This is a genomic window from Nonomuraea jabiensis (assembly GCF_014204795.1).
Lineage (GTDB): Bacteria > Actinomycetota > Actinomycetes > Streptosporangiales > Streptosporangiaceae > Nonomuraea > Nonomuraea jabiensis.
On record NZ_JACHMB010000001.1, the window covers coordinates 6,697,330 to 6,715,865 of the forward strand.

Genomic DNA, 18,536 nt, shown 5'->3' on the forward strand with positions numbered 1-18,536 from the left:
CGTGGCGGCACAGGCCGGCCCGTCCAGGGCCAGACCACTCTGGATCGCCTGCGCCCTGGGCGTGCTGGCCGTCTGCATGATCGCCGGGCTGCTGGACGGGGCGGCCGACATCTCGCCCTGGCAGGTGGCGCTCCAGGCCGTGGACTGGCTGCCGTTCGTGCACGTGGACTCCGGGCTCGCGCCGGTCGAGCAGGGGCTGCTGTTCGAGCTGCGGCTGCCGCGGGTGCTGGTGGCCGCGGTGGTCGGGGGGCTGCTGGCCATGGCGGGGGCGGGGTACCAGGGCGTGTTCCGCAACCCGCTCGCCGACCCGTACCTGCTGGGCGCCGCGGCCGGGGCCGGACTGGCGACGACCGTGGCCATCGTGCTGCTGCCGGAGTCGGGGGCGAGCATCCCCGTCGCGGCCTTCCTCGGGGCGGTGGGCGGGGTGTTCCTCGCGTACACGCTCGGCAACACCGCCGGCCGCGCCGGCGGCACCGCGACGCTGGTGCTGGCCGGGGTGGCGGTCACCTCGTTCCTGACCGCGATCCAGACGTTCATCCAGCAGTTCAAGGTCGAGGAGCTGCAGCGCGTCTACTCCTGGATCCTCGGCGACGTCGGCGGCGGGTGGGACCAGTTCTGGCTGGTGCTGCCGTACGCCGCCGTCTCGGCCGTGCTGCTCCTGCTGCACGGGCGGATGCTGGACGTGCTGTCCGTGGGCGACGAGGAGGCCACCAGCCTCGGCGTACGGGCGGCCAGGGTGCGCCTCACCGTGCTGCTGGCCGCCTCCCTGGCCACCGCGGCGGCCGTGGCGGTGAGCGGGCTGATCGGGTTCGTGGGCATCGTCATCCCGCACATCGTGCGGCGGCTGGCGGGCGGCTCCTACCGGATCGTGCTGCCGCTGTCGCTGATCGGCGGCGGGGCGTTCCTGGTGCTGGCCGACCTCATCGCGCGTACGGTGATCGCGCCCGCCGAGCTGCCGATCGGGGTGGTGACCATGTTCGTGGGGGCGCCGTTCTTCGTCGGCGTCCTGCGCATGACCAGACGGACGGCGACGTGATCAGCACTCAGGCCCTGTCGGTACGGCTCGGCGACCGCGAGGTCGTCTCCGACGTCTCGCTCCAGGTGCGTGGCGGCGAGTGGCTGGCGATCATCGGGCCCAACGGGGCGGGCAAGTCCACCCTGCTCAAGGCCGTCATGGGCCTGGTCGCGCACCGGGGCGAGGTCACGCTGGACTCCCGGCCGGCGGCCCGGCTCAAGCCCCGCGAGCGCGCCCGCCTGCTGGCCTACGCCCCCCAGGCCCCCGCGCTGCCGCCCGACATGACGGTCTTCGACTACGCGCTGCTCGGGCGTACCCCGTACATCCCCTATCTGGGCCGCGAGAGCGCGCACGACCGGGAGGTCACCGCCGGCGTGCTCGAACGGCTCGACCTGACCGCGCTCGCCAGGCGGCGCGCGGGGGAGCTGTCCGGCGGCGAGCGCCAGCGCGTGGTGCTGGCCAGGGCGCTCGCCCAGGAGGCGCCCGTGCTGCTGCTGGACGAGCCCACGACGGCGCTCGACCTCGGGCACCAGCAGCAGGTGCTGGAGCTGGTGGACCGGCTGCGGCGGGCGGACGGCCTGACCGTCGTCACCACCCTGCACGACCTGACGGTCGCCGGGCTCTACGCCGACTCCCTGCTCCTGCTGGCCGACGGCCGCGCGGTGGCCTCCGGCAAGCCCGCCCAGGTGCTCACCGAGCCGTTGGTGGGGCGGCACTTCGACGCCCATGTCAAGATCGAGCCGGGGCCGGACGGCCGGCCCGTCGTGCACCTCGTCAGGGGAGGGCCATGAAGCTCACATATCGAGTGGAGGACGGGGCGCGGCTGGGGGCGCTGCTGTGGGAGTTCGGGCCGGGCTGGCGGATGATCTCCTCCGCGCTGCTCGGCGGCGGGATCGGCCCGCGCGAGTGGGTGCTGAACGCGCAGGTGGTGGCCGGGTATTCGCGGATGGACCCGGTCGACCACCTGCTGTCGTTAGGCCCGGAGGGGGAGGGTGTCGGCATGCTGACCGCCGCCTCCGTCGACCGCTGCGTCCAGGCTTCCGACGGCGGCGTGGCGGCGTACGCGACCGTCGGCCTCCGCGTCCCGACCTGGGCCGCCGCCCCGGAGGGGAGCGCGGACCCGGAGCTGGCGCCGATGCGGGTGGGGACCGTCAACATCGTGACCGTGCTGCCGGTGGCCATGACGGACGCCGCCCTGGTCAACGCGGTGATGACGGTCACGGAGGCCAAGTCCCAGGCGCTGATCGAGGCGGGCTACTCGTGCACGGGCACGGCGTCGGACGCGGTCTGCGTGGCCGCGCCGGTGGACGGGCCGGAGGAGCTGTTCGGCGGGCCCCGTTCGGAGTGGGGCGCCCGCGCGGCCCGCGCCGTCCACGCGGCGGTACGCCAGGGCGCCGAGGCGTGGCGACCTCGTGACTTCAAGTGACGGGAGCGCGTGCGAGGGCCGATACTCGGGTGCGTGATCTCAATCGCCGGGCCGACAGTCCTTCCCGGAAGGCCGCCCTATTCCGTCGAGGACCTGCTCACGTTTCCCGATGACGGCAACCGCTACGAGCTCTTCAACGGAAGCCTCCTGATCAGCCCGCTGCCCACCATCCCGCATCAGCGCGCCATCTCCTGCGCGATGCGCGTTCTCGATCGTGAAGTGCCGAGCGACCTGACGCCGCTGATGGGCGTCGGCGTGCAAGCGAGCGACCGGGACTTCTACATCCCCGACCTGGTGGTCGTGCCGGAAGAGGCGATCAAGGCGGACGAGCCCGCGCTCTCACCTGGGCAGGTCCATCTCGTCGGGGAGGTGGTCAGCCCGGACACCCAGGGACGCGACAGAGCGCTGAAGGTCCTGGCCTACGCGGCGGCGGGCATCGCCGTCTACTGGCGGATCGAGCCGGACGAAGGGGCGCTCCACGTCTACGAGCTCGACGGCGACACCTACGGCCCGCCGACTGCCTACGGAGCCGGGACCCGCATCACCCTGTCGTCGCCGTTCCCGGTGAGCCTTGACCCGGCCGACTTGGTCTCGAAGCCGTAGTCCGCGGCCGCTCCCTGCGGTGTGACCCGGCCCGCCTCCAGGTCGGCCAGGATCGCCTCCGGGTCCCGCTCGGACGGTGGCCCGAGGCCGGCGCCGCCCGTCGTCTCCACGATGAACGCCTCCCCGGCCGCGAACCGCACATTGTTGACCTTGGACGCCAGCCGTTCCACCGTCCCGTCCAGGTGGCGCTTGAAGAAGCCGCCCAGCCGCCCCGGCTGCCCGCCGTCACGGCCCGGGGGCGGGAGGCGGAGACGGTCGCCGCGGGTCGTGACGTGGCAGTCGGCCAGGAAACGGTAGACCGTGCGCGAGCCCAGCCCGCCGCGGAACCGGCCGGGGCCGCCCGAGTCCGGGATGGTCTCGACGGACTCGACGATCAGCGGGCAGCGGCTCTCCACCGGCTCCGCCTGCGGCACCGAGTTGCGGCCGATGCCGAAGTGCACGCCCGTGGCGTCCGGACCGTCCAGGCCCCGGCGGGCGCCCACGCCGCCGAAGTCGTAGGAGAGGTGGATCCAGTACGGCGCTCCGACGGCGGCGATCGAGAACGGCTGCAGGATCCCGCTGGGGGCGATGGCGCGCTCGGGGACGGCGTCGGACATGGCCTGGAAGACGGCCTCCATGGCGGCGTAGATCGGGACGTACCGGCCGCCGCACGGGTAGGGGGAGCGGGCGTTGAGCAGGGAGCCTTCGGGGAGGCGTACGTCGATGGCGCGCAGGCAGCCGTCGTTCATGGGGATCGTGGGGTCCAGGAAGCAGCGGACGGCGAAGACGGCGGCGGCGAGGGACTGCGAGGCCGAGGCGTTGATCGCGGCCGGGACCTGCGGGCCGGTGCCGGCGAAGTCCAGCACGGCTCGTTCGTCGCCGAGGGTGACGGCGACCCGGATTTCATGCGATTTTTCGGGATTTATGCCGTCATCGTCGATCGGGTACGCCGCCTCGAACCGGCCCGCCGGCAGCTCGGCCAGCGCCGCGCGGGTCCTGGCCTCGGTGTAGTCCAGGTAGTCGTCGACGCCCGCGCTCAGTCCCTCCACGCCGTACTCGCCGACCAGGGTCCGCAGCCGGGCGGCCGCCACCGCCGTCCCGGCCACCAGGGCCCGCACGTCGCCCATGACCTTGTCGGGGGTACGGCTGTTGGCCCGCAGGATGGCCTCCACCGTCGGATCCAGCCCCTCCTCGGTGGCCAGGCGCACCGGGGGGAGCTGGAGGCCCTCCAGGAAGATGTCCGTCGCCAGCGGGGCCATGCCGCCCGCCGAGAGGCCGCCCAGGTCGGAGACGTGGATCATGGTGGCGGTGAAGTACGCCGGGGTCCCGCCGACGAAGACGGGGCGGTAGACGAGCAGGTCGTTGGTGTGCACGCCGCCCCGGTAGGCGTCGTTGAGCACGTACACGTCGCCCGGGCTCATCCGGTCCGGGGGGATGTCCTTGAGGAGCTCGGGGAGCGCCACCTTGAGCGCCATGCTGTTCATGAGGGTGGTGGCCATGGACTGGGCGATCAGGCGGCCCCGGGCGTCGAGGACGGCGGCCGAGGCGTCGGAGCCCTCCACGATGAACGTCGAGTACGCGGAGCGGACCACCACGATGCTGGCCTCTTCCGCGGCGACGACGAGCGCGTTCCTGAGCACCTCGGCGGTCAGGAGGTCTGGCATGTCGTGCTCCTGGTGAGGTGGACGGCGCGGGTCTCGGCGAGGGTGGCGGTCCAGCCGGGCGGGACGACGATCGTGGACTCGGCGTCCTCGATGACCGCGGGGCCGGGGAGGGGGGCGCCGGCCATGGTGTCCCTGGTGTGGACGGGGACGTCGGCGTACCCGTTCGTCTCCGGGAAGTACGCCCGCCTCGCCCGTGGCACGGCCGCCGCCGCCCCGTCTCCGGCCGTCGCGTCTCTGGCCGTCGCGTCTCCGGCCGCTCCGCTCGGTGTCGCCGTGCTGGGGGCCGTGCGCGTTGCGCCGGGCTCCGCCGTACCGCGCCTCGCCGCACCGGCGCCGAAGTGGGGCGGGCTGGGGGAAGGCGTGCTGTCCTCGGGGCAGGGAGCGGGGGCGAGGGTGCTCCGGTCGGGGGCGACGGGAGCGGCGGACGGTGCGTCAGGCGGCGCAGTCGTGGTGGCGTCCGGCGGCGTGGTGGCGTCCGGTGGCGGGGTGGTGTCGGCGGTGGGTGTGGTGGCGTCCGGTGGCGTGGTGGTGTCGGCGGTGGGTGTGGCGGCGTCCGGCGGCGGGGTGGTGTCGGCGGTGGTTGCGGTGGCGTGGGGCGGCGGGGTGGTGTCGGCGGTGGGTGTGGCGGCGTGGGGTGGCGGGGTGGTGTCGGGAGGCGGGGCGGTGGGGGCGGTGAGGCGGATGCGGTAGCTGACCAGTTCGATCTCGCCCCGTTGCGCGATCCCGTACACCTCCTCGTACCGTGCGAAGAAGCGGGCCGCCAGCACCTCCCGGGACGGCGTCCACGAGACGGTCAGGTCGTGGGACTGGCCCTTGAAGCGGACGTCCACCGACCGCGTCACCACCACCCCGGGATCGGAAGGGGAGACGCCCAGGTCGGCGGCGGCCTCGGCGGTCAGGGAGGTGAAGACGGCGGAGGGGTCGGGGGCGTCCAGGCGGGACAGGACGCGGTCGGTGGAGAGGGCGCCGGTGAGGAGTCCGGCCGCCGAGGCGACGCCGCAGTGCGCGGGCACCACCACCGTCCCGATCCCGAAGCGCTCCGCGACCCGGGCCGCGTGCATGGGCCCCGCGCCGCCGAAGGCGACCAGGGCGAAGCCGCGCGGGTCGATGCCGCGCTGCACCGTCACCACGTGCACCGCCGACGCCATCGAGGCGCTGACGATCTCGTGCACGGCGTACGCGGCCTCCTCCCGGGAGACCCCGAGCGGCGAGGCCAGCCGGTCGAGGGCCTTGGCGGCCAGGTCCGGGGTCAGGGGGAGCGAGGCCGAGGAGAGGTAGCCGAGGACCAGGTTCGCGTCCGTGACCGTGGGCTCGGAGCCGCCCAGGCCGTAACAGGCGGGCCCGGGGGAGGAGCCCGCCGAGTGCGGGCCGACGCGGAGCGCGCCGGCCGCGTCGAGCCAGGCGACGCTGCCCCCGCCCGCCCCCACCTCCGCCAGGTCGATGGCCGGGGTCTTGATGGGCACGCCGGTGCCCGCCCGCCGGCCGCCGAAGCTGCCCTTGCCGCCGACGTGGAACTCGTTCGTGATCTCGGGCGTCCCGCCGCGTACGACGCACGCCTTGGCGGTGGTCCCGCCCATGTCGAACGAGATCACGTCCGGGAACCCGGTCCCGGCCGCCGCCAGCACCCCCGCCGCCGGGCCGGACTCGATCGTGGCCACCGCGCGCCGGGCGGCCAGCTCGGCGGAGATCACGCCGCCGCTCGACTCCATGACGTGTACGGGCGCGCGGATCCCGATCTCGGCCAGCCGCTCCCGGAGCTGCGAAAGGTACGAAGCCATCAATGGGCCGATATATGCGGACATGATGGTGGTGGTGGCGCGCTCGTACTCGCGGATCTCCGGCCAGATCTCCGACGACGTCACCACGTCCGGGATCGACTCGCGCAGGACCTCGGCCGCCTGCCGCTCATGGACCGGGTTGGCGTACGCGTGCAGCAGGCAGACCGCCGCCGACGTGATGCCGCGGGCCGTGATCGCCGCGGCGGCCCGGCGTACGGAATCGAGGTCCAGCGGCGTCAGCACCGCGCCGCGCGCCGAGACGCGTTCCACCACCTCGAAGCAGTCGCCCGCGGCCACCGGCGGAGGCGGCGGGGAGAAGCGCAGATCGTAGCGGTCCTCCTCGACCCGCGCGTAGCGTCCGAGCGGGACGGCGGCGCGAAAGCCCTGGGTCGTGACAAAGGCGACCCGTACCCCCTTGCGTTCGAGCACCGCGTTGGTGGCCAGCGTCGTGGCGTGGACGACCCGCGTGACCTGCGCGGGGTCCCGGTCGCCCAGCGCCCACGTAACGCCGGCCACGATGCCCGCGATGGGGTCGTAGTGGGTGCTCAAACATTTGGCCACGGCAATCGCGCCGGACGTGCCTCCAAGGACCACATCGGTGAAGGTGCCACCGACATCTACGCCGATCGTGTAGCCCACCCAGGTACGTTATGCCCCCTAGCAAGCGCTTGTCTATGTGGCGGTCTATTGACTTACAGCATGTGATTGGGACCCTTGTCCTAGACCTGCGTTGGGAGCGGAGATGGCGCGCCTCACAGCTCTTGCCGGTGGCGTCGCGGCGGCACTGGTGCTGATCGCGATGCCGGTCGCGGCTCACGAACACCCGAGCGGGATCACCGACCTGGTGACCCCCGCCGTGGTGCGGCTGGAAGCCGTGTCCCATGTGGAGATCACCTTGCTCGACCACATCGGCGAGCTCAAACATGTGGAGCGGTCCTACGACATCCCGTTCGCCACGGGCACGGGGACCGTCGTCAACCCCGACGGCACGATCGTCGCACTCAGGCGCCTGGCCGTGAACCCCAACGACGTCGCGATCTACGCGGCGAACAAGGTCTTCGCCGAGCACCACAAGGTGAAGATCCCCCTCGACTACAAGAAGCACAAGCTCAAGGACGACCTCCTCAACCACCACCTGGCGGAGTGCTACCCGCCGAAGACCGACACCGCCACCTGCATCATCAACGTGACCACCGAGATCACGGCCTACCCCAACGTGTCGCCGCCGAGCCCCGACGGCATCAAGGTCAAGTGCATCAAGGCCGGCCCGACACCCGACAGCCCTGCCGTGCTGGTGCCGGTGACCCCCATGACCGGAAGCGTCGGCATGCCCACCGCACCGCTCGCCGACAAGGTGCCCGAACAGGAGGGCTCGCCCACCAACGTGGCGGGCTTCCTCGGCCGGCCGGGCCCGAAGGTCCTGGAGACCGTCGAGATCGCCCACCTGAGCAAGGGCGGCGCGGGCGGTGACACCGGCAGGCCGTTCGCCGACCCGGAGAAGAAGGTGGACGAGCCGGTCAAGCTGGGCGGCCTGGCCGACCAGGGACTCATCGGCGCCCCCGTGATCGGCGACAAGGACGGCCACGTCATCGGCCTGCTGGTGGGCGGCGGCAAAGAGGGCAAGATGATCGGCGTCAGGGAGATCACCGGCATCCTGGCCGCCGCCAAGGTGGTGCCGCGCAGAGGCGCGATCGACACGGCGTTCGAGGCGGCGCTGACCCGCTATCACACCAAGTACTACACGGAGGCGGCGCCCGGCTTCCAGCGGGTGCTGGAGCTCTATCCGGGCAACGTGGTGGCCGCCAAGCTGCTGAAGACCTCGCTGGAGAAGCGGGGCGGGCCGGAGGACCAGGGCACGAAACAGGTGGCGGCCCCGTCCAGCCGGTCGACCCCGCTGTGGCCGTTCATCGTGGCGGCCGGGATCCTTTTCATGGCGGCCGCGGGCGGGGCGTATCTGCTGTGGCGCCGCCGTGCTCCTGAAAAGGTGACAGAGCCGCCAGAGCCACTGGCGGCGGCCGTGCCACCGTTCGACGACGGGGCCAACCAGACCGTGGTCGTACGGCGGTCGCAGGCGTTCCCCATGGTCCCCCAGCAACAGCAGCAGGTGATGACCGCGCCGGACCCGGCGATCAAGTACTGCACCTCGTGCGGCATGCGACTCGGGCCCGCGCATCGCTTCTGCGGTTACTGCGGCCACCCCATCGAGACGTGATGCCATTGAACGAAAGATCGCTCATCGGCCAGGAGGTGGCCGGGTACTACATCGAGGACATCGTCGGCAAGGGCGGCATGGCCGTGGTCTACCTTGCGCTCGACCCCAGGTTGAGCCGCCGCGTGGCGCTGAAGATCCTCAACCCGGTGCTCAGCGTCGACGACCGGTTCAGGCAGCGGTTCATCCTGGAGTCCCGAACGGTCGCCAGCATCGAGCACCCCAACATCATCCCGATCTACGAGGCCAACGCGGACGCCGACGGCGTCCTCTACATCGCCATGCGCTACGTCGACGGCCTCGACCTGCGCCGGCTCATCTACGACCGCGGACCCCTGCCGATCGGCCAGGCGAACCAGATCTTCGCCCAGGTCGCCGCCGCCCTCGACGCCGCGCACGCGCACGACCTGATCCACCGCGACGTCAAACCGGCCAACATCCTGCTGGCCGGCGACCACGTCTACCTCACCGACTTCGGCATCACCAAGCACCGCTCGTCGATCTCCGGGCTGACCCAGACCGACCAGTTCATCGGCACGCCCCGCTACATGTCGCCCGAGCAGATCAACAAGGAGCACATCGACGGCCGCGCCGACCAGTACGCGCTGGCCTGCGTGGTCTACGAGGGGCTGTCGGCGCGGCTGCCGTTCCAGCGCGAGAACGACATCGCGCTGCTCTGGGCCCACCTCGCCGAGCAGCCGACGCCGCTGTCGCAGCTCAGACCCGACCTGCCCGCGCAGATCGACACCGTGATGCTGCGGGCGCTGGCCAAGGCGCCCGAGCAGCGCTACGCCACCTGTACGGAGTTCGTGACCGCGCTGCGTGACGCGATCAGCGGGAATCAGGCCGATCCCATGGGCGGCCCCACCAGCGGGCCCCACCTCGTACCCCGCCAGGGTCCGCACTCGGGCCCGCACCCGGCGCCGTACCCCGCCCCCGTCCCGGGACCCACGACCGGCCCCCCGACGGGTCCTCCGATCGGCCCCCCGACCGGCCCTCCGACCGGCCCTCCGACTGGGCCCACCTCCGGCCCGCACCCCGCACCCATCCTGGGGCCCTCGTTCACGCCGATCGGGTCGGACCGGGCCCCCGCGCCGCCCACGCACCCGACCGCGCCCAAGAAACGCCCGGGACGCGTCCCCATCGTGGCCACCACGCTGGTCGCCGCCGTCGCGGCCCTCGCGCTCGTCGCCATGATCATCATGAACCACCAGGGCGACACCTGGTCCCGCTACAAGACCAGCGCCGCCGCGCCGCTCACGTTCGAGTACCCGGGCGACTGGACCGTCCGCACCCACCAGGACCTGTTCGCGGTGGTCTCGCCGCACGCCCAGGAGTTCGAGTCCCTGTTCGTGGCCGGCCCCGGCGCGGACTGGTCGGCGATCTCCCAGGTCGTCGAGGACGACCCCGACTCCGCCTCGGGCGTCTACGTCCAGGTCTCCGACACCCTCGACGCCGGCGGCAACTCCGAGCAGATGAAGGCCAAGATGGAGGCCCTGCTGCCCGGTCAGGTCGACGTCGGCAAACCCGTGCCGGACCAGGCCGGCACCAGCCCCGCCACCCGCTTCGACGGCTCCCTGCACGACCCCGCGACCGGCACCAGGCTCGGCTTCGTCAGCTACGTGATCGACCGTCAGCCCAAGACCATGCTCGTGATGTACTTCTGCGCCAAGGCCACGTGCGACGACGCCACCCAGACCCGCATCCGGCAGAGCGTCCACCTCTCGTGACTTGTGACTCACTTGCGTGCGGCTTGGCCTGGGGGTTCAGGCGGTGTTCAAGGTGGGGGCCCGGCGTCTACCCTCCGGCTTGTGGGCATTCGCATAGTCATCGCCGACGATCAGGCGATGGTCAGGGCCGGGCTGCGCATGGTCGTCGACAGCGACCCCGGCATGGAGGTGGTCGGCGAGGCGTCCGACGGGCGTGAGGCCGTCGCCGTGGTCAGGCGTACGCGGCCGGACATCGTGCTCATGGACATCTCGATGCCCCGGCTCGACGGGCTGGCCGCGGCCAAGGAACTGCTGGACGACCCGTCGCCGCCCAAGGTCATCACGCTGACCACGTTCGACACCGACGAGAACCTCTACGCCGCCCTGCGCGCCGGCACCAGCGGGTTCCTGCTGAAGGTGTCGCCGCCGGAGCAGCTCCTGGAGGCGATCAGGGTGGTGCACGCCGGTGACGCGCTGCTCGACCCGGCCGTGACGAGCCGGGTGATCGCCACGTTCGCGGGGCGGGCCGAGCCGACGCCCTCGCCCCGGCTGGCCGAGCTGACGCCGCGCGAGCTGGAGGTGCTGCGGCTGCTGGCGCGCGGCCTCACCAACGCGGAGATCGCCGGGGAGCTGTACGTGGGCGAGGCGACAGTCAAGACGCACGTGGCGCGGGTGCTGATGAAGCTGTCGCTGCGGGACCGGGCGCAGGCCGTGGTGTTCGCGTACGAGACCGGGGTGGTCCGGCCGGGCGCCGCGTGAGGGTTTGGCGGAACAGGGGACAGCATGTGTATATTTTCCGTCAGAAGGCGGTAGAAACAGGAGATATTTCATGCAAGCGTTCCCTCGGGTGCTGTTCGACGAGGCCCACAGCGAGTCGTGGACCGTCCGCCGCGAGGTGGCCGAGGCCATCAACCCCGCCCATCCCGACGACAACAGCTACGCCCGCGCGGCCGGGCTGCTGCGGCACCTGGGGCACACGGTCGGTGCCCACACCTCCGGCGCGCTCACGCCCGAGACGCTCGCCGACCAGGACGTCCTGGTGATCGCGCACCCCTCGGGAGAGCGGTGGGAACGTACCATCGGGCAGGGCAGCCCCGTCTTCACCGCCGCCGAGCTGGACGCGATCGAGTCCTTCGTCGCCGGCGGCGGCGGGCTGGTGGTGCTGGCCGAGGAGGAGCAGGACAAGTACGGCAACAACCTGCGCGAGCTGCTCGGGCGGTTCGGGGTGGGCGTGGCGCACGCCACCGTGCGCGACCCGAGGCACGCGCACCGGGACGTGGCCACCTGGGTGCTCGCCGAGCCCGCGACCGGCTCCGGCCTGCTCGCCGGCGTCCGCACGGCCTGCTTCTACCGCACCGGCGTCCTCACGATCGCCAGCGAGGGCGAGGGTGAGGTGCTGTTCGCGACCTCGCCGACCGCCGACCCGGCGGGCGCGCCGCTGGCCGTCGCGGTCCGGTACGGCAAGGGACGCGTGGTCGCGTTCGCCGACTCCGACCTCTTCGGCGACGACTCCATCGAGGACTACGACCACCGGCGCCTCTGGGGGAACGTGGTCACCTGGGCCGCCCGCGTCCCGGACGCCGGCGGGGCCGCCGGGTCGCGCGACGAGGCCAAGGCGGCCGGGTTCGCCCGGCTCAAGGCGGCCGTCGAGGAGCTGCGGCCGCTGCAGGTCAAGGACGGCTCGGTGCCGGAGGAGAAGGAGCGGGCGAAGGCGCTGGTGGCCGAGATCGGAGCGCGCCTGGGCGAAATATCGCCATATTTCCCGCATGACGCCGCGTACCTCCAGGCCGTCCAGGACGACCTGGCGAAGTGGGCCGAGCAGGACCTCGGCGTGCCCGACTTCCTCGACTCGCTCGACCTGTTCCACCCCGACACCCAGCGCGAGGACGGGCTGGAGCACGTCGTGGTCTTCCCCATGTACACCCAGAACGGCAACCCCGCCCGCAACCTGGAGGCCGTCTGGATCCGCACGATCTGGCCGGACTGGCTGGCCGCGCTGGAGGCGGGCGGCTACGACAACCCGATGTTCGTGCCGATCGCGTTCGAGGACTTCACCTCCGGCTACGACACCCACTCCGCCGTGCTCTTCCCCGAGACGGTCGCGGTGCGGCAGGCCCCGGCCCGCTTCACCTGGGGCGGGATCTTCGCCGACCGCGAGGCCGCCAGGTTCAGGCGGGTGTCGCAGGCCGCCGCCGAGACGCTCAAGCTCGACCTGCCGCCGGACGCGGCCAGGCTGCTGGCCTCGCAGCGGCTCGCGCAGGACACGTTCGTGCTCTGGGACCTGGTCCACGACCGCACCCACAGCCACGGGGACCTGCCGTTCGACCCGTTCATGATCAAGCAGCGGATGCCGTACTGGCTGTACTCGCTGGAGGAGCTGCGCTGCGACCTGACCGCGTTCGGCGAGGCCGTCAAGCTGGAGGCCCAGGGCGTGCCGCACGCGCGGTACGTGCAGGTGGCGATCCTGTTCGACCGGCTGTTCAGGTTCCCGATCACCGGGGAGCGGGTGCGGAACTACGACGGGCTCGGCGGGCAGCTCCTCTTCGCCTACCTGCACCGCAACGACATCGTGCGCTGGACGGACAACCGGCTCACGATCGACTGGGAGCGGGTCGCCGACGGGGTCGCCGACCTGCGGGGCGAGGTCGAGAAGCTGTATCGCGACAGCATCGACCGGTCCAAGCTGGCGCACTGGCTGGCGGCGTACGAGCTGGTGAGCGCGTACGTGGCGCCGCACCCCGGCTCCACCTGGGCCAAGGGCGTCCAGGCGCTGCCGGAGGAGCAGAAGGCCAAGGTGGACGCGGTGCTGGCGGACGAGTTCCCGCTGAGCATGTTCTACGAGGCACTGCGCCGTAAGCTGGCCGAAGTGGTCGAATCGACTAAGGGACTTCGCGCATGATCATTCTGGTTACGGGTGCTGGGGGGCCGACGGGGGAGGCCGTTTCCGGATATTTCCGGAAAAATGGGCATACGGTGATCGCGGTCGACAAGGAGGACGTCGACCTGCTCGACCGCACCGCCGTACAGGGCCTGGCCGACCGGATCGAGCGCGAGCACGGCCGCGTGGACGGCGTGGTGCACCTGGTCGGCGGCTGGCGCGGCGCCGGCTCGTTCGCCGAGACCAGTCTCGACGACTGGGACCTCCTGCACGACCTGTTGATCCGCACGCTCCAGAACGTCTCGCTGGCCTTCGAGCCGCTGCTGCGGCGCAGCGACAACGGCCGCTTCGTGATCGTCTCGGCCAAGGCGGCCCAGACGCCCTCCGCCGGGGGCGCCGTCTACGCGGCGGCCAAGGCGGCGGCCGAGGCGTGGACGCTCTCCCTCGCCGACGCCCTTTCCGGCACCGGCAGCGCGGCCACCATCCTGGTGGTCAAGGCCCTGGTGAACGACGCCATGCGGGCCGAGAGGCCCGACGCGAAGTTCGCCGGCTTCACCGACGTACACGACCTCGCGGAGGCCATCGGCGGTCTCTACGACCGCCCCGCCGCCGAGGTCAACGGCACCCGATTGGACCTTACTGCGTGACTTCCCGGCACGACCCCCGGCTCAAGGCGTTCGCCAGCGACAACTACGCCGGGGTGCACCCCGAGATCCTCCAGGCCATCGCCGCCGCCAACGGCGGCCACCAGACCGCCTACGGCGAGGACGTCTACACCGAGGCCATGGGGGAGGTCTTCAAGCGGCACTTCGGCGAGCAGGCGCAGGCCTGGCCGGTCTTCAACGGCACGGCCGCGAACGTCGTCTCCCTGCGTTCGATGACCGCCCACTGGGAGGCGGTCATCTGCGCCGAAAGCGCCCACATCAACACCGACGAGGGCGGGGCGCCCGAGGTGGCGGGCGGCATCAAGCTGCTCACCGTGCCCACGCCCGACGGCAAGCTCACGCCGGAGCTGATCGACCGGCAGGCGTGGGGGTTCGGCGACGTGCACCGGGCGCAGCCGCGCGTGGTGTCCATCTCCAACACCACCGAGCTCGGCACCCTGTACACGGCCGACGAGATCGCGGCGATCTGCTCGCACGCCCACGAGCTGGGGCTGCTCGTCCACCTCGACGGCTCCCGCCTCACCAACGCCGCCGCCGCCCTCGACGTCCCGCTGCGGGCCCTCACGACGGACGTGGGGGTGGACGTGCTCTCCTTCGGCGGCACCAAGATCGGGCTGCTGTACGGCGAGGCCGTCGTCGTCCTGAATCCCGCCGCCGCCAGCGGGGTCGACTACCTCCGCAAGACGTTCATGCAGCTGTCGTCGAAGATGCGCTTCGTGTCGGCGCAGTTCGAGGCGCTGCTGTCGGGGGACCTGTGGCTGCGCAACGCCCGCCAGGCCAACGCCATGGGCCGGCGCCTGGCCCAGGCGGTCGGCGGCATCCCGGGGGTGAGGCTGACCCGGCCGGTGGAGGCGAACGCCGTCTTCGCGATCCTGCCCAGGGACGTGACCGAGCGGCTGGCCAAGCGGTTCCGGTTCTACACCTGGAACGAGGCGACGGGGGAGGTGCGGTGGATGTGCGCCTTCGACACGACGGAGGCCGACGTGGACGCCTTCGCCGCCGCCCTGGCCGAGGAGATGCTCGCGTAGGTCGTCACGACTTGCGGGGGTCGGCCCGCAGGGCGAGGCGGGCCGCCTGCCAGCCGCCCATCCCGTGTACCGACGGGCCGGGTGGGGTGGAGGCCGAGCAGAGGAAGACGCCCGGCAGCGGGGTGCGCCACGGCGCCGGGGACCAGACGGGGCGGCGGAGGAACTGGATCAGGCTGGTGAGGCCCCCGGTGATGTCGCCCCCCACCAGGTTGGGGTTGGCGGCTTCCAGGGCGGCGGGGCCCATCGTGTGGCGGGCCAGGACGCGGTCGCGGAAGCCGGGCGCGTACCGCTCGATCTGGGTCTCGATGGCGTCCGTCATGTCCACGTCCGAGCCGGCGGGCACGTGGCAGTACGCCCAGAACGTGTGCCCGCCCCTCGTCGGATCCGCCGCGTACGGCTGGACCGCCAGCACGTACGGCCGGGGCGAGTGCCGGCCGGCGTTCGTCTCCGCCTCGCTCAGCGCGATCTCCTCCAGCGTCCCGCCCAGGTGCACCGTGCCCGCCTCGGCCACCGCCGGGTCCCGCCACGGCACCGGCCCGTCCAGGGCCCAGTCCATCTTGAAGACGCCGGGACCGTACCGGAAGCGCGCGAGCCGCCGCCGGTAGCCCGCCGGGAGGTCCGCCATCGCGAGGAACTGCCGGGGCGAGACGTCCAGCACCACCGTCGGCGCGGACAGCTCCGACAGCCGACGCACGCGGTGGCCGGTGACCGCCTCCCCGCCCAGCGACCTGAGCTCCGCCACCAGCGCGTCGGCCAGCACCTGCGACCCGCCCCGCACCAGCGGCCAGCCCGCCAGGTGGGCCAGGGACGCCAGCATCAGCCCGTATCCGGCGGTAATGGGCGCGCGCAGGTCCCGTACGGAGTGGGCGGCCATGCCCGCGACGAGCGCCCGCCCCTCCACGGTGCTGAACGCCCGCCGGGCGAACGTCGTGGCAGGCAGGGCCGCCGCGAGCCCGAACCTGGCCGCCTGCGCGAACGTACGCGCCCCCGCCCCCGCGGTCCGCCACGGGCCGAGCGGCTTGAGGAACAGGTCCACCAGCGGGAGCCCGGCGCCGGCCGCCGCGCCCACGGTCGCCAGCCACGCGCCCGCGTCGCGGCCCAGGCCCTGGGCGGTGCGGCGGGCGTCGCGGTGCACGAGTGCGGCGGGACGGCCGTCGAGCGGGTGGGCCACCGGCACCGGGGGATGGACGAACTCCACGCCAGGCAGGTCCAGCGCCCGCATCGCGGGAGACGCCACGGCCATCGCCATCACCGTCGCGCACAGGTCGTGCACCCGCCCCGGCAGCGTCAGCTCGCCGGAGCGCAGCCCGCCGCCGAACCGGTCGGCGGCCTCCAGCAGCAGCACCCTGCGCCCGGCGCGGGCGAGCGTGACGGCGGCGACGAGCCCGTTGGGCCCGGAGCCGACCACGACCGCATCGGCGTCCACGGTTTACTGGGGCTTGAGGATCGACGGGTAGGGCTGCGCGCCCCGCTGCTTGAGCAACTCCGTCATGAGCTTGATCTCCCCGCTCTGCCCCTGGACGATCTTCTGCGCCATGCTGACGACCTCGGCGCGCGTGGACAGCTTGAGCAGCCCCTCGGCCATCTGCACACCGCCCTCGTGGTGGCGGATCATCAGCTGCAGGAACAGCACCTCGGCCTGCGTGCCCTGCGCCTCCTTGAGCCGGGTCAGCTCCTGCGGCGTGGCCATGCCGGGCATGGAGCCGGGCGCGGCCCCGCTGGCGGGCGTCGCGGCGCCGCCGTGCCCGTGGCCGCTCATCCAGGCCATCGGCTTCTGGTCGCTCGCCTGGTCGAGCCCCCACTGCTGCAGCCAGCCCAGGAACATGCCGCGCTGGTTGGCCTGGGTGTTGATGATGTCGAAGGCCAGGGTCCTGATCTCCTTGGCCGGGCCCTTGTCCCTGACGATGAACGACATGTCCACGGCCTGGGCGTGGTGCGCGGCCATGTCGCGGGCGAAGCCGGCCTCGGGCGAGCTGTCGCCGGGCGTGCCGTCGCGGCCGAACAGGAAGAACGCGGCCAGGGCGAGGACCAGCACGCCGCAGACGATCAGGATGGGTTTACTCGCGGGTTTTTCCATGGCCCGTCCAGCGTACCCACCAAAGGTGTCGTGATCGGACGCTTATAAGCGCCTTATTCTCCGCATACGCGTGGAGGCAATAGGGTGACCGGAGTTGGTACGCCGATGGAGGAACGATGACGAAGGAGAAGGCGCAGGCGAGGCGCGAGCATCTTGCGAAGATGCGGGCCGAGCAGAAGCGCAAACAACGCCGCGCCGCGCTGCTCATGTGGGGGACGGGCGGTCTGATCATCGTGGTGCTCGTCGGCGTGGTCGGCTTCTACCTGGTCAAGCAGGCCAGGGAGACCTCGCTGGACGCCGTGGCCAATTACAAGTACGAGGCCGGGCAGCACGTGTGGAACGCGGTCACCTACAAGGAGACCCCGCCGGTGGGCGGCCAGCACAACAACTACTGGCAGGCGTGCTCGATCTACGACAAGCCCATCCACAACGAGCACGCCGTGCACTCCCTGGAGCACGGGGCCGTCTGGATCACCTACCGGCCCGACCTGCCCAAGGCGCAGGTCGACAAGCTGAAGGAAGTGGCGACGTCCACGGGCCAGCAGGACTACATGCTGGTCAGTCCGTACCCCAACCTGCCCGCGCCGGTGGTCGCGTCGTCGTGGGGGCACCAGCTCAAGCTGAACGACCCGGCCGACCCGAAGCTGGGCGCGTTCATCAAGAAGTACCAGAACGGGAAGGACACGCCGGAGCCCGGCGCCACGTGCGGTGGTGAGGACGCCATCACGACGACGGCCGACCAGGCGCCGCTGCCGCCGGAGCCGAAGGGCAACCAGCAGCAGCCGCCGATGGAGACCATCTCGCCGTCGCCCAGCCAGTCGCAGAAGTAGCCCGCAGGGGCCGGTGGGCATCGGCCGGAGCGAGGAGCGGCCGTACGCCGGAGGGGCGGGTGGGTGGCCCCTTCGGCGGCCCCTTCGACGGGGTGGCCGCCCCTTCGTGGGTGTGGGCACTCCGGCCGACGCCCGTGACGGGGGTCTCACACCCCGTCGATGAGGAGGCCCTGGCGGGCGCGGGCGTACTCCTCGAAGGAGATGCGGCCGTCTCCGTCGGCGTCCACCCGGGAGAAGGCCGCGGCGAGGTCGGTGTCCGCGCGGTTCCAGACGGTGCGGAAGTCCTCCATGGTGATCCAGCCGTCGCCGTCGCGGTCGGCGACGGCGAAGGTGGCCCGGCTGATCGGCGCGAGCACGGCTTCGAGCGCGCCCGTGCGTACCAGCGACTCGAAGGACGTGACGTACTCCTCCTTGCTGATCTTGCCGTCGCGGTCGGTGTCGAGGGCCCGGGCGTGGGTGTCCCAGGCGTTGAGGAAGGCGTTGACGACCGCCTCGGCCTCGGGCGCGTCCGCGCGCACGCCGGTCTGCTCCAGCCGCCGCTGGGCCAGCGCCAGGTAGTCGTATCTGGTCAGGAAGCCGTCGCCGTCGGCGTCCAAGTCCTTGAAGTTGCGCTCCGCGCTCTCGCGGAAGCTGCTCTTCTGCGCCATCATGACTCCGATCAGTTACTCTAAGTAG

At 72.1% G+C, this 18,536-nt stretch carries 16 protein-coding genes; 11 read left to right on the forward strand and 5 right to left on the reverse strand.

What is annotated here, in order from left to right; all coding sequences use genetic code 11:
- Position 1: 1 nt before the first annotated feature.
- Genes HD596_RS30595 through HD596_RS30610 form a run of 4 tightly spaced genes read left to right on the forward strand, consistent with a single transcriptional unit; the run spans position 2 to position 3,044 of the window.
- Positions 2–1,036: a FecCD family ABC transporter permease gene (locus HD596_RS30595; protein WP_313045161.1), complete on the forward strand. Its 1,035-nt coding sequence runs from the start codon at positions 2–4 to the stop codon at positions 1,034–1,036.
- Positions 1,033–1,806 carry an ABC transporter ATP-binding protein gene (locus HD596_RS30600; RefSeq protein WP_185072729.1) on the forward strand — a complete coding sequence of 258 codons (774 nt, stop codon included), beginning with the start codon at positions 1,033–1,035 and terminating at the stop codon, positions 1,804–1,806. The genes HD596_RS30595 and HD596_RS30600 overlap by 4 nt, the downstream gene beginning before the upstream one ends.
- Positions 1,803–2,441: an adenosylcobinamide amidohydrolase gene (locus HD596_RS30605; RefSeq protein ID WP_185072730.1), complete on the forward strand. Its 639-nt coding sequence runs from the start codon at positions 1,803–1,805 to the stop codon at positions 2,439–2,441. The genes HD596_RS30600 and HD596_RS30605 overlap by 4 nt, the downstream gene beginning before the upstream one ends.
- Before the next feature lie 33 nt (positions 2,442–2,474).
- Positions 2,475–3,044, forward strand: a complete 570-nt coding sequence (locus tag HD596_RS30610; protein ID WP_185072731.1) for a Uma2 family endonuclease — start codon at positions 2,475–2,477, stop codon at positions 3,042–3,044.
- Here HD596_RS30610 and HD596_RS30615 read toward each other — a convergent pair.
- A complete protein-coding gene (locus tag HD596_RS30615) occupies positions 2,963–4,687 on the reverse strand; it encodes a hydantoinase B/oxoprolinase family protein (protein WP_185072732.1) in 1,725 nt (574 codons plus the stop codon). The genes HD596_RS30610 and HD596_RS30615 overlap by 82 nt on opposite strands.
- Positions 4,672–7,104 (reverse strand): hydantoinase/oxoprolinase family protein, encoded by a 2,433-nt coding sequence (locus HD596_RS63970; RefSeq protein ID WP_313045166.1) that lies wholly within the window; start codon positions 7,102–7,104, stop codon positions 4,672–4,674. The genes HD596_RS30615 and HD596_RS63970 overlap by 16 nt, the downstream gene beginning before the upstream one ends.
- A gap of 103 nt (positions 7,105–7,207) precedes the next feature.
- Between HD596_RS63970 and HD596_RS30625 the strand changes: the two genes are divergently transcribed.
- The 6 genes from HD596_RS30625 (at position 7,208) to HD596_RS30650 (ending at position 14,954) form a co-directional block, all read left to right on the forward strand.
- Entirely contained in the window at positions 7,208–8,677 is a 1,470-nt protein-coding gene (locus tag HD596_RS30625) for a hypothetical protein (RefSeq protein ID WP_185072733.1), read from the forward strand.
- Positions 8,677–10,404 (forward strand): serine/threonine protein kinase, encoded by a 1,728-nt coding sequence (locus tag HD596_RS30630; RefSeq protein WP_185072734.1) that lies wholly within the window; start codon positions 8,677–8,679, stop codon positions 10,402–10,404. The genes HD596_RS30625 and HD596_RS30630 overlap by 1 nt, the downstream gene beginning before the upstream one ends.
- Before the next feature lie 81 nt (positions 10,405–10,485).
- On the forward strand, positions 10,486–11,142 hold the full coding sequence (locus HD596_RS30635) for a response regulator (protein WP_185072735.1): 657 nt from the start codon (positions 10,486–10,488) through the stop codon (positions 11,140–11,142).
- 70 nt (positions 11,143–11,212) lie between these two features.
- Positions 11,213–13,282 carry a DUF6421 family protein gene (locus HD596_RS30640; protein ID WP_185072736.1) on the forward strand — a complete coding sequence of 690 codons (2,070 nt, stop codon included), beginning with the start codon at positions 11,213–11,215 and terminating at the stop codon, positions 13,280–13,282.
- Positions 13,279–13,908: an SDR family NAD(P)-dependent oxidoreductase gene (locus tag HD596_RS30645; protein WP_185072737.1), complete on the forward strand. Its 630-nt coding sequence runs from the start codon at positions 13,279–13,281 to the stop codon at positions 13,906–13,908. The genes HD596_RS30640 and HD596_RS30645 overlap by 4 nt, the downstream gene beginning before the upstream one ends.
- Complete coding sequence (locus HD596_RS30650) at positions 13,905–14,954, forward strand: threonine aldolase family protein (RefSeq protein WP_185072738.1); 1,050 nt, start codon at positions 13,905–13,907, stop codon at positions 14,952–14,954. Before HD596_RS30645 ends, HD596_RS30650 begins: the two co-directional genes overlap by 4 nt.
- Positions 14,955–14,958: 4 nt before the next feature.
- Here the strand turns inward: HD596_RS30650 and HD596_RS30655 are convergent, their stop codons facing one another.
- Together HD596_RS30655 and HD596_RS30660 are read right to left on the reverse strand one after the other, a co-directional pair.
- On the reverse strand, positions 14,959–16,380 hold the full coding sequence (locus HD596_RS30655; protein WP_185072739.1) for a phytoene desaturase family protein: 1,422 nt from the start codon (positions 16,378–16,380) through the stop codon (positions 14,959–14,961).
- A gap of 3 nt (positions 16,381–16,383) precedes the next feature.
- Positions 16,384–16,989, reverse strand: a complete 606-nt coding sequence (locus HD596_RS30660; protein WP_313045171.1) for a DUF305 domain-containing protein — start codon at positions 16,987–16,989, stop codon at positions 16,384–16,386.
- Between the two features lie 158 nt (positions 16,990–17,147).
- On the opposite strand from HD596_RS30660, the gene HD596_RS30665 reads away from it, so the two are divergent.
- The gene (locus HD596_RS30665; protein ID WP_185072741.1) at positions 17,148–17,861 is read left to right on the forward strand and encodes a thioredoxin-like domain-containing protein; all 714 of its coding nucleotides are present in this window, start codon (positions 17,148–17,150) and stop codon (positions 17,859–17,861) included.
- 146 nt (positions 17,862–18,007) lie between these two features.
- On the opposite strand, the gene HD596_RS30670 is transcribed toward HD596_RS30665, so the two are convergent.
- Positions 18,008–18,511, reverse strand: coding sequence for an EF-hand domain-containing protein (locus HD596_RS30670; RefSeq protein ID WP_185072742.1), 504 nt, complete (start codon positions 18,509–18,511; stop codon positions 18,008–18,010).
- Positions 18,512–18,536 lie beyond the last annotated feature (25 nt).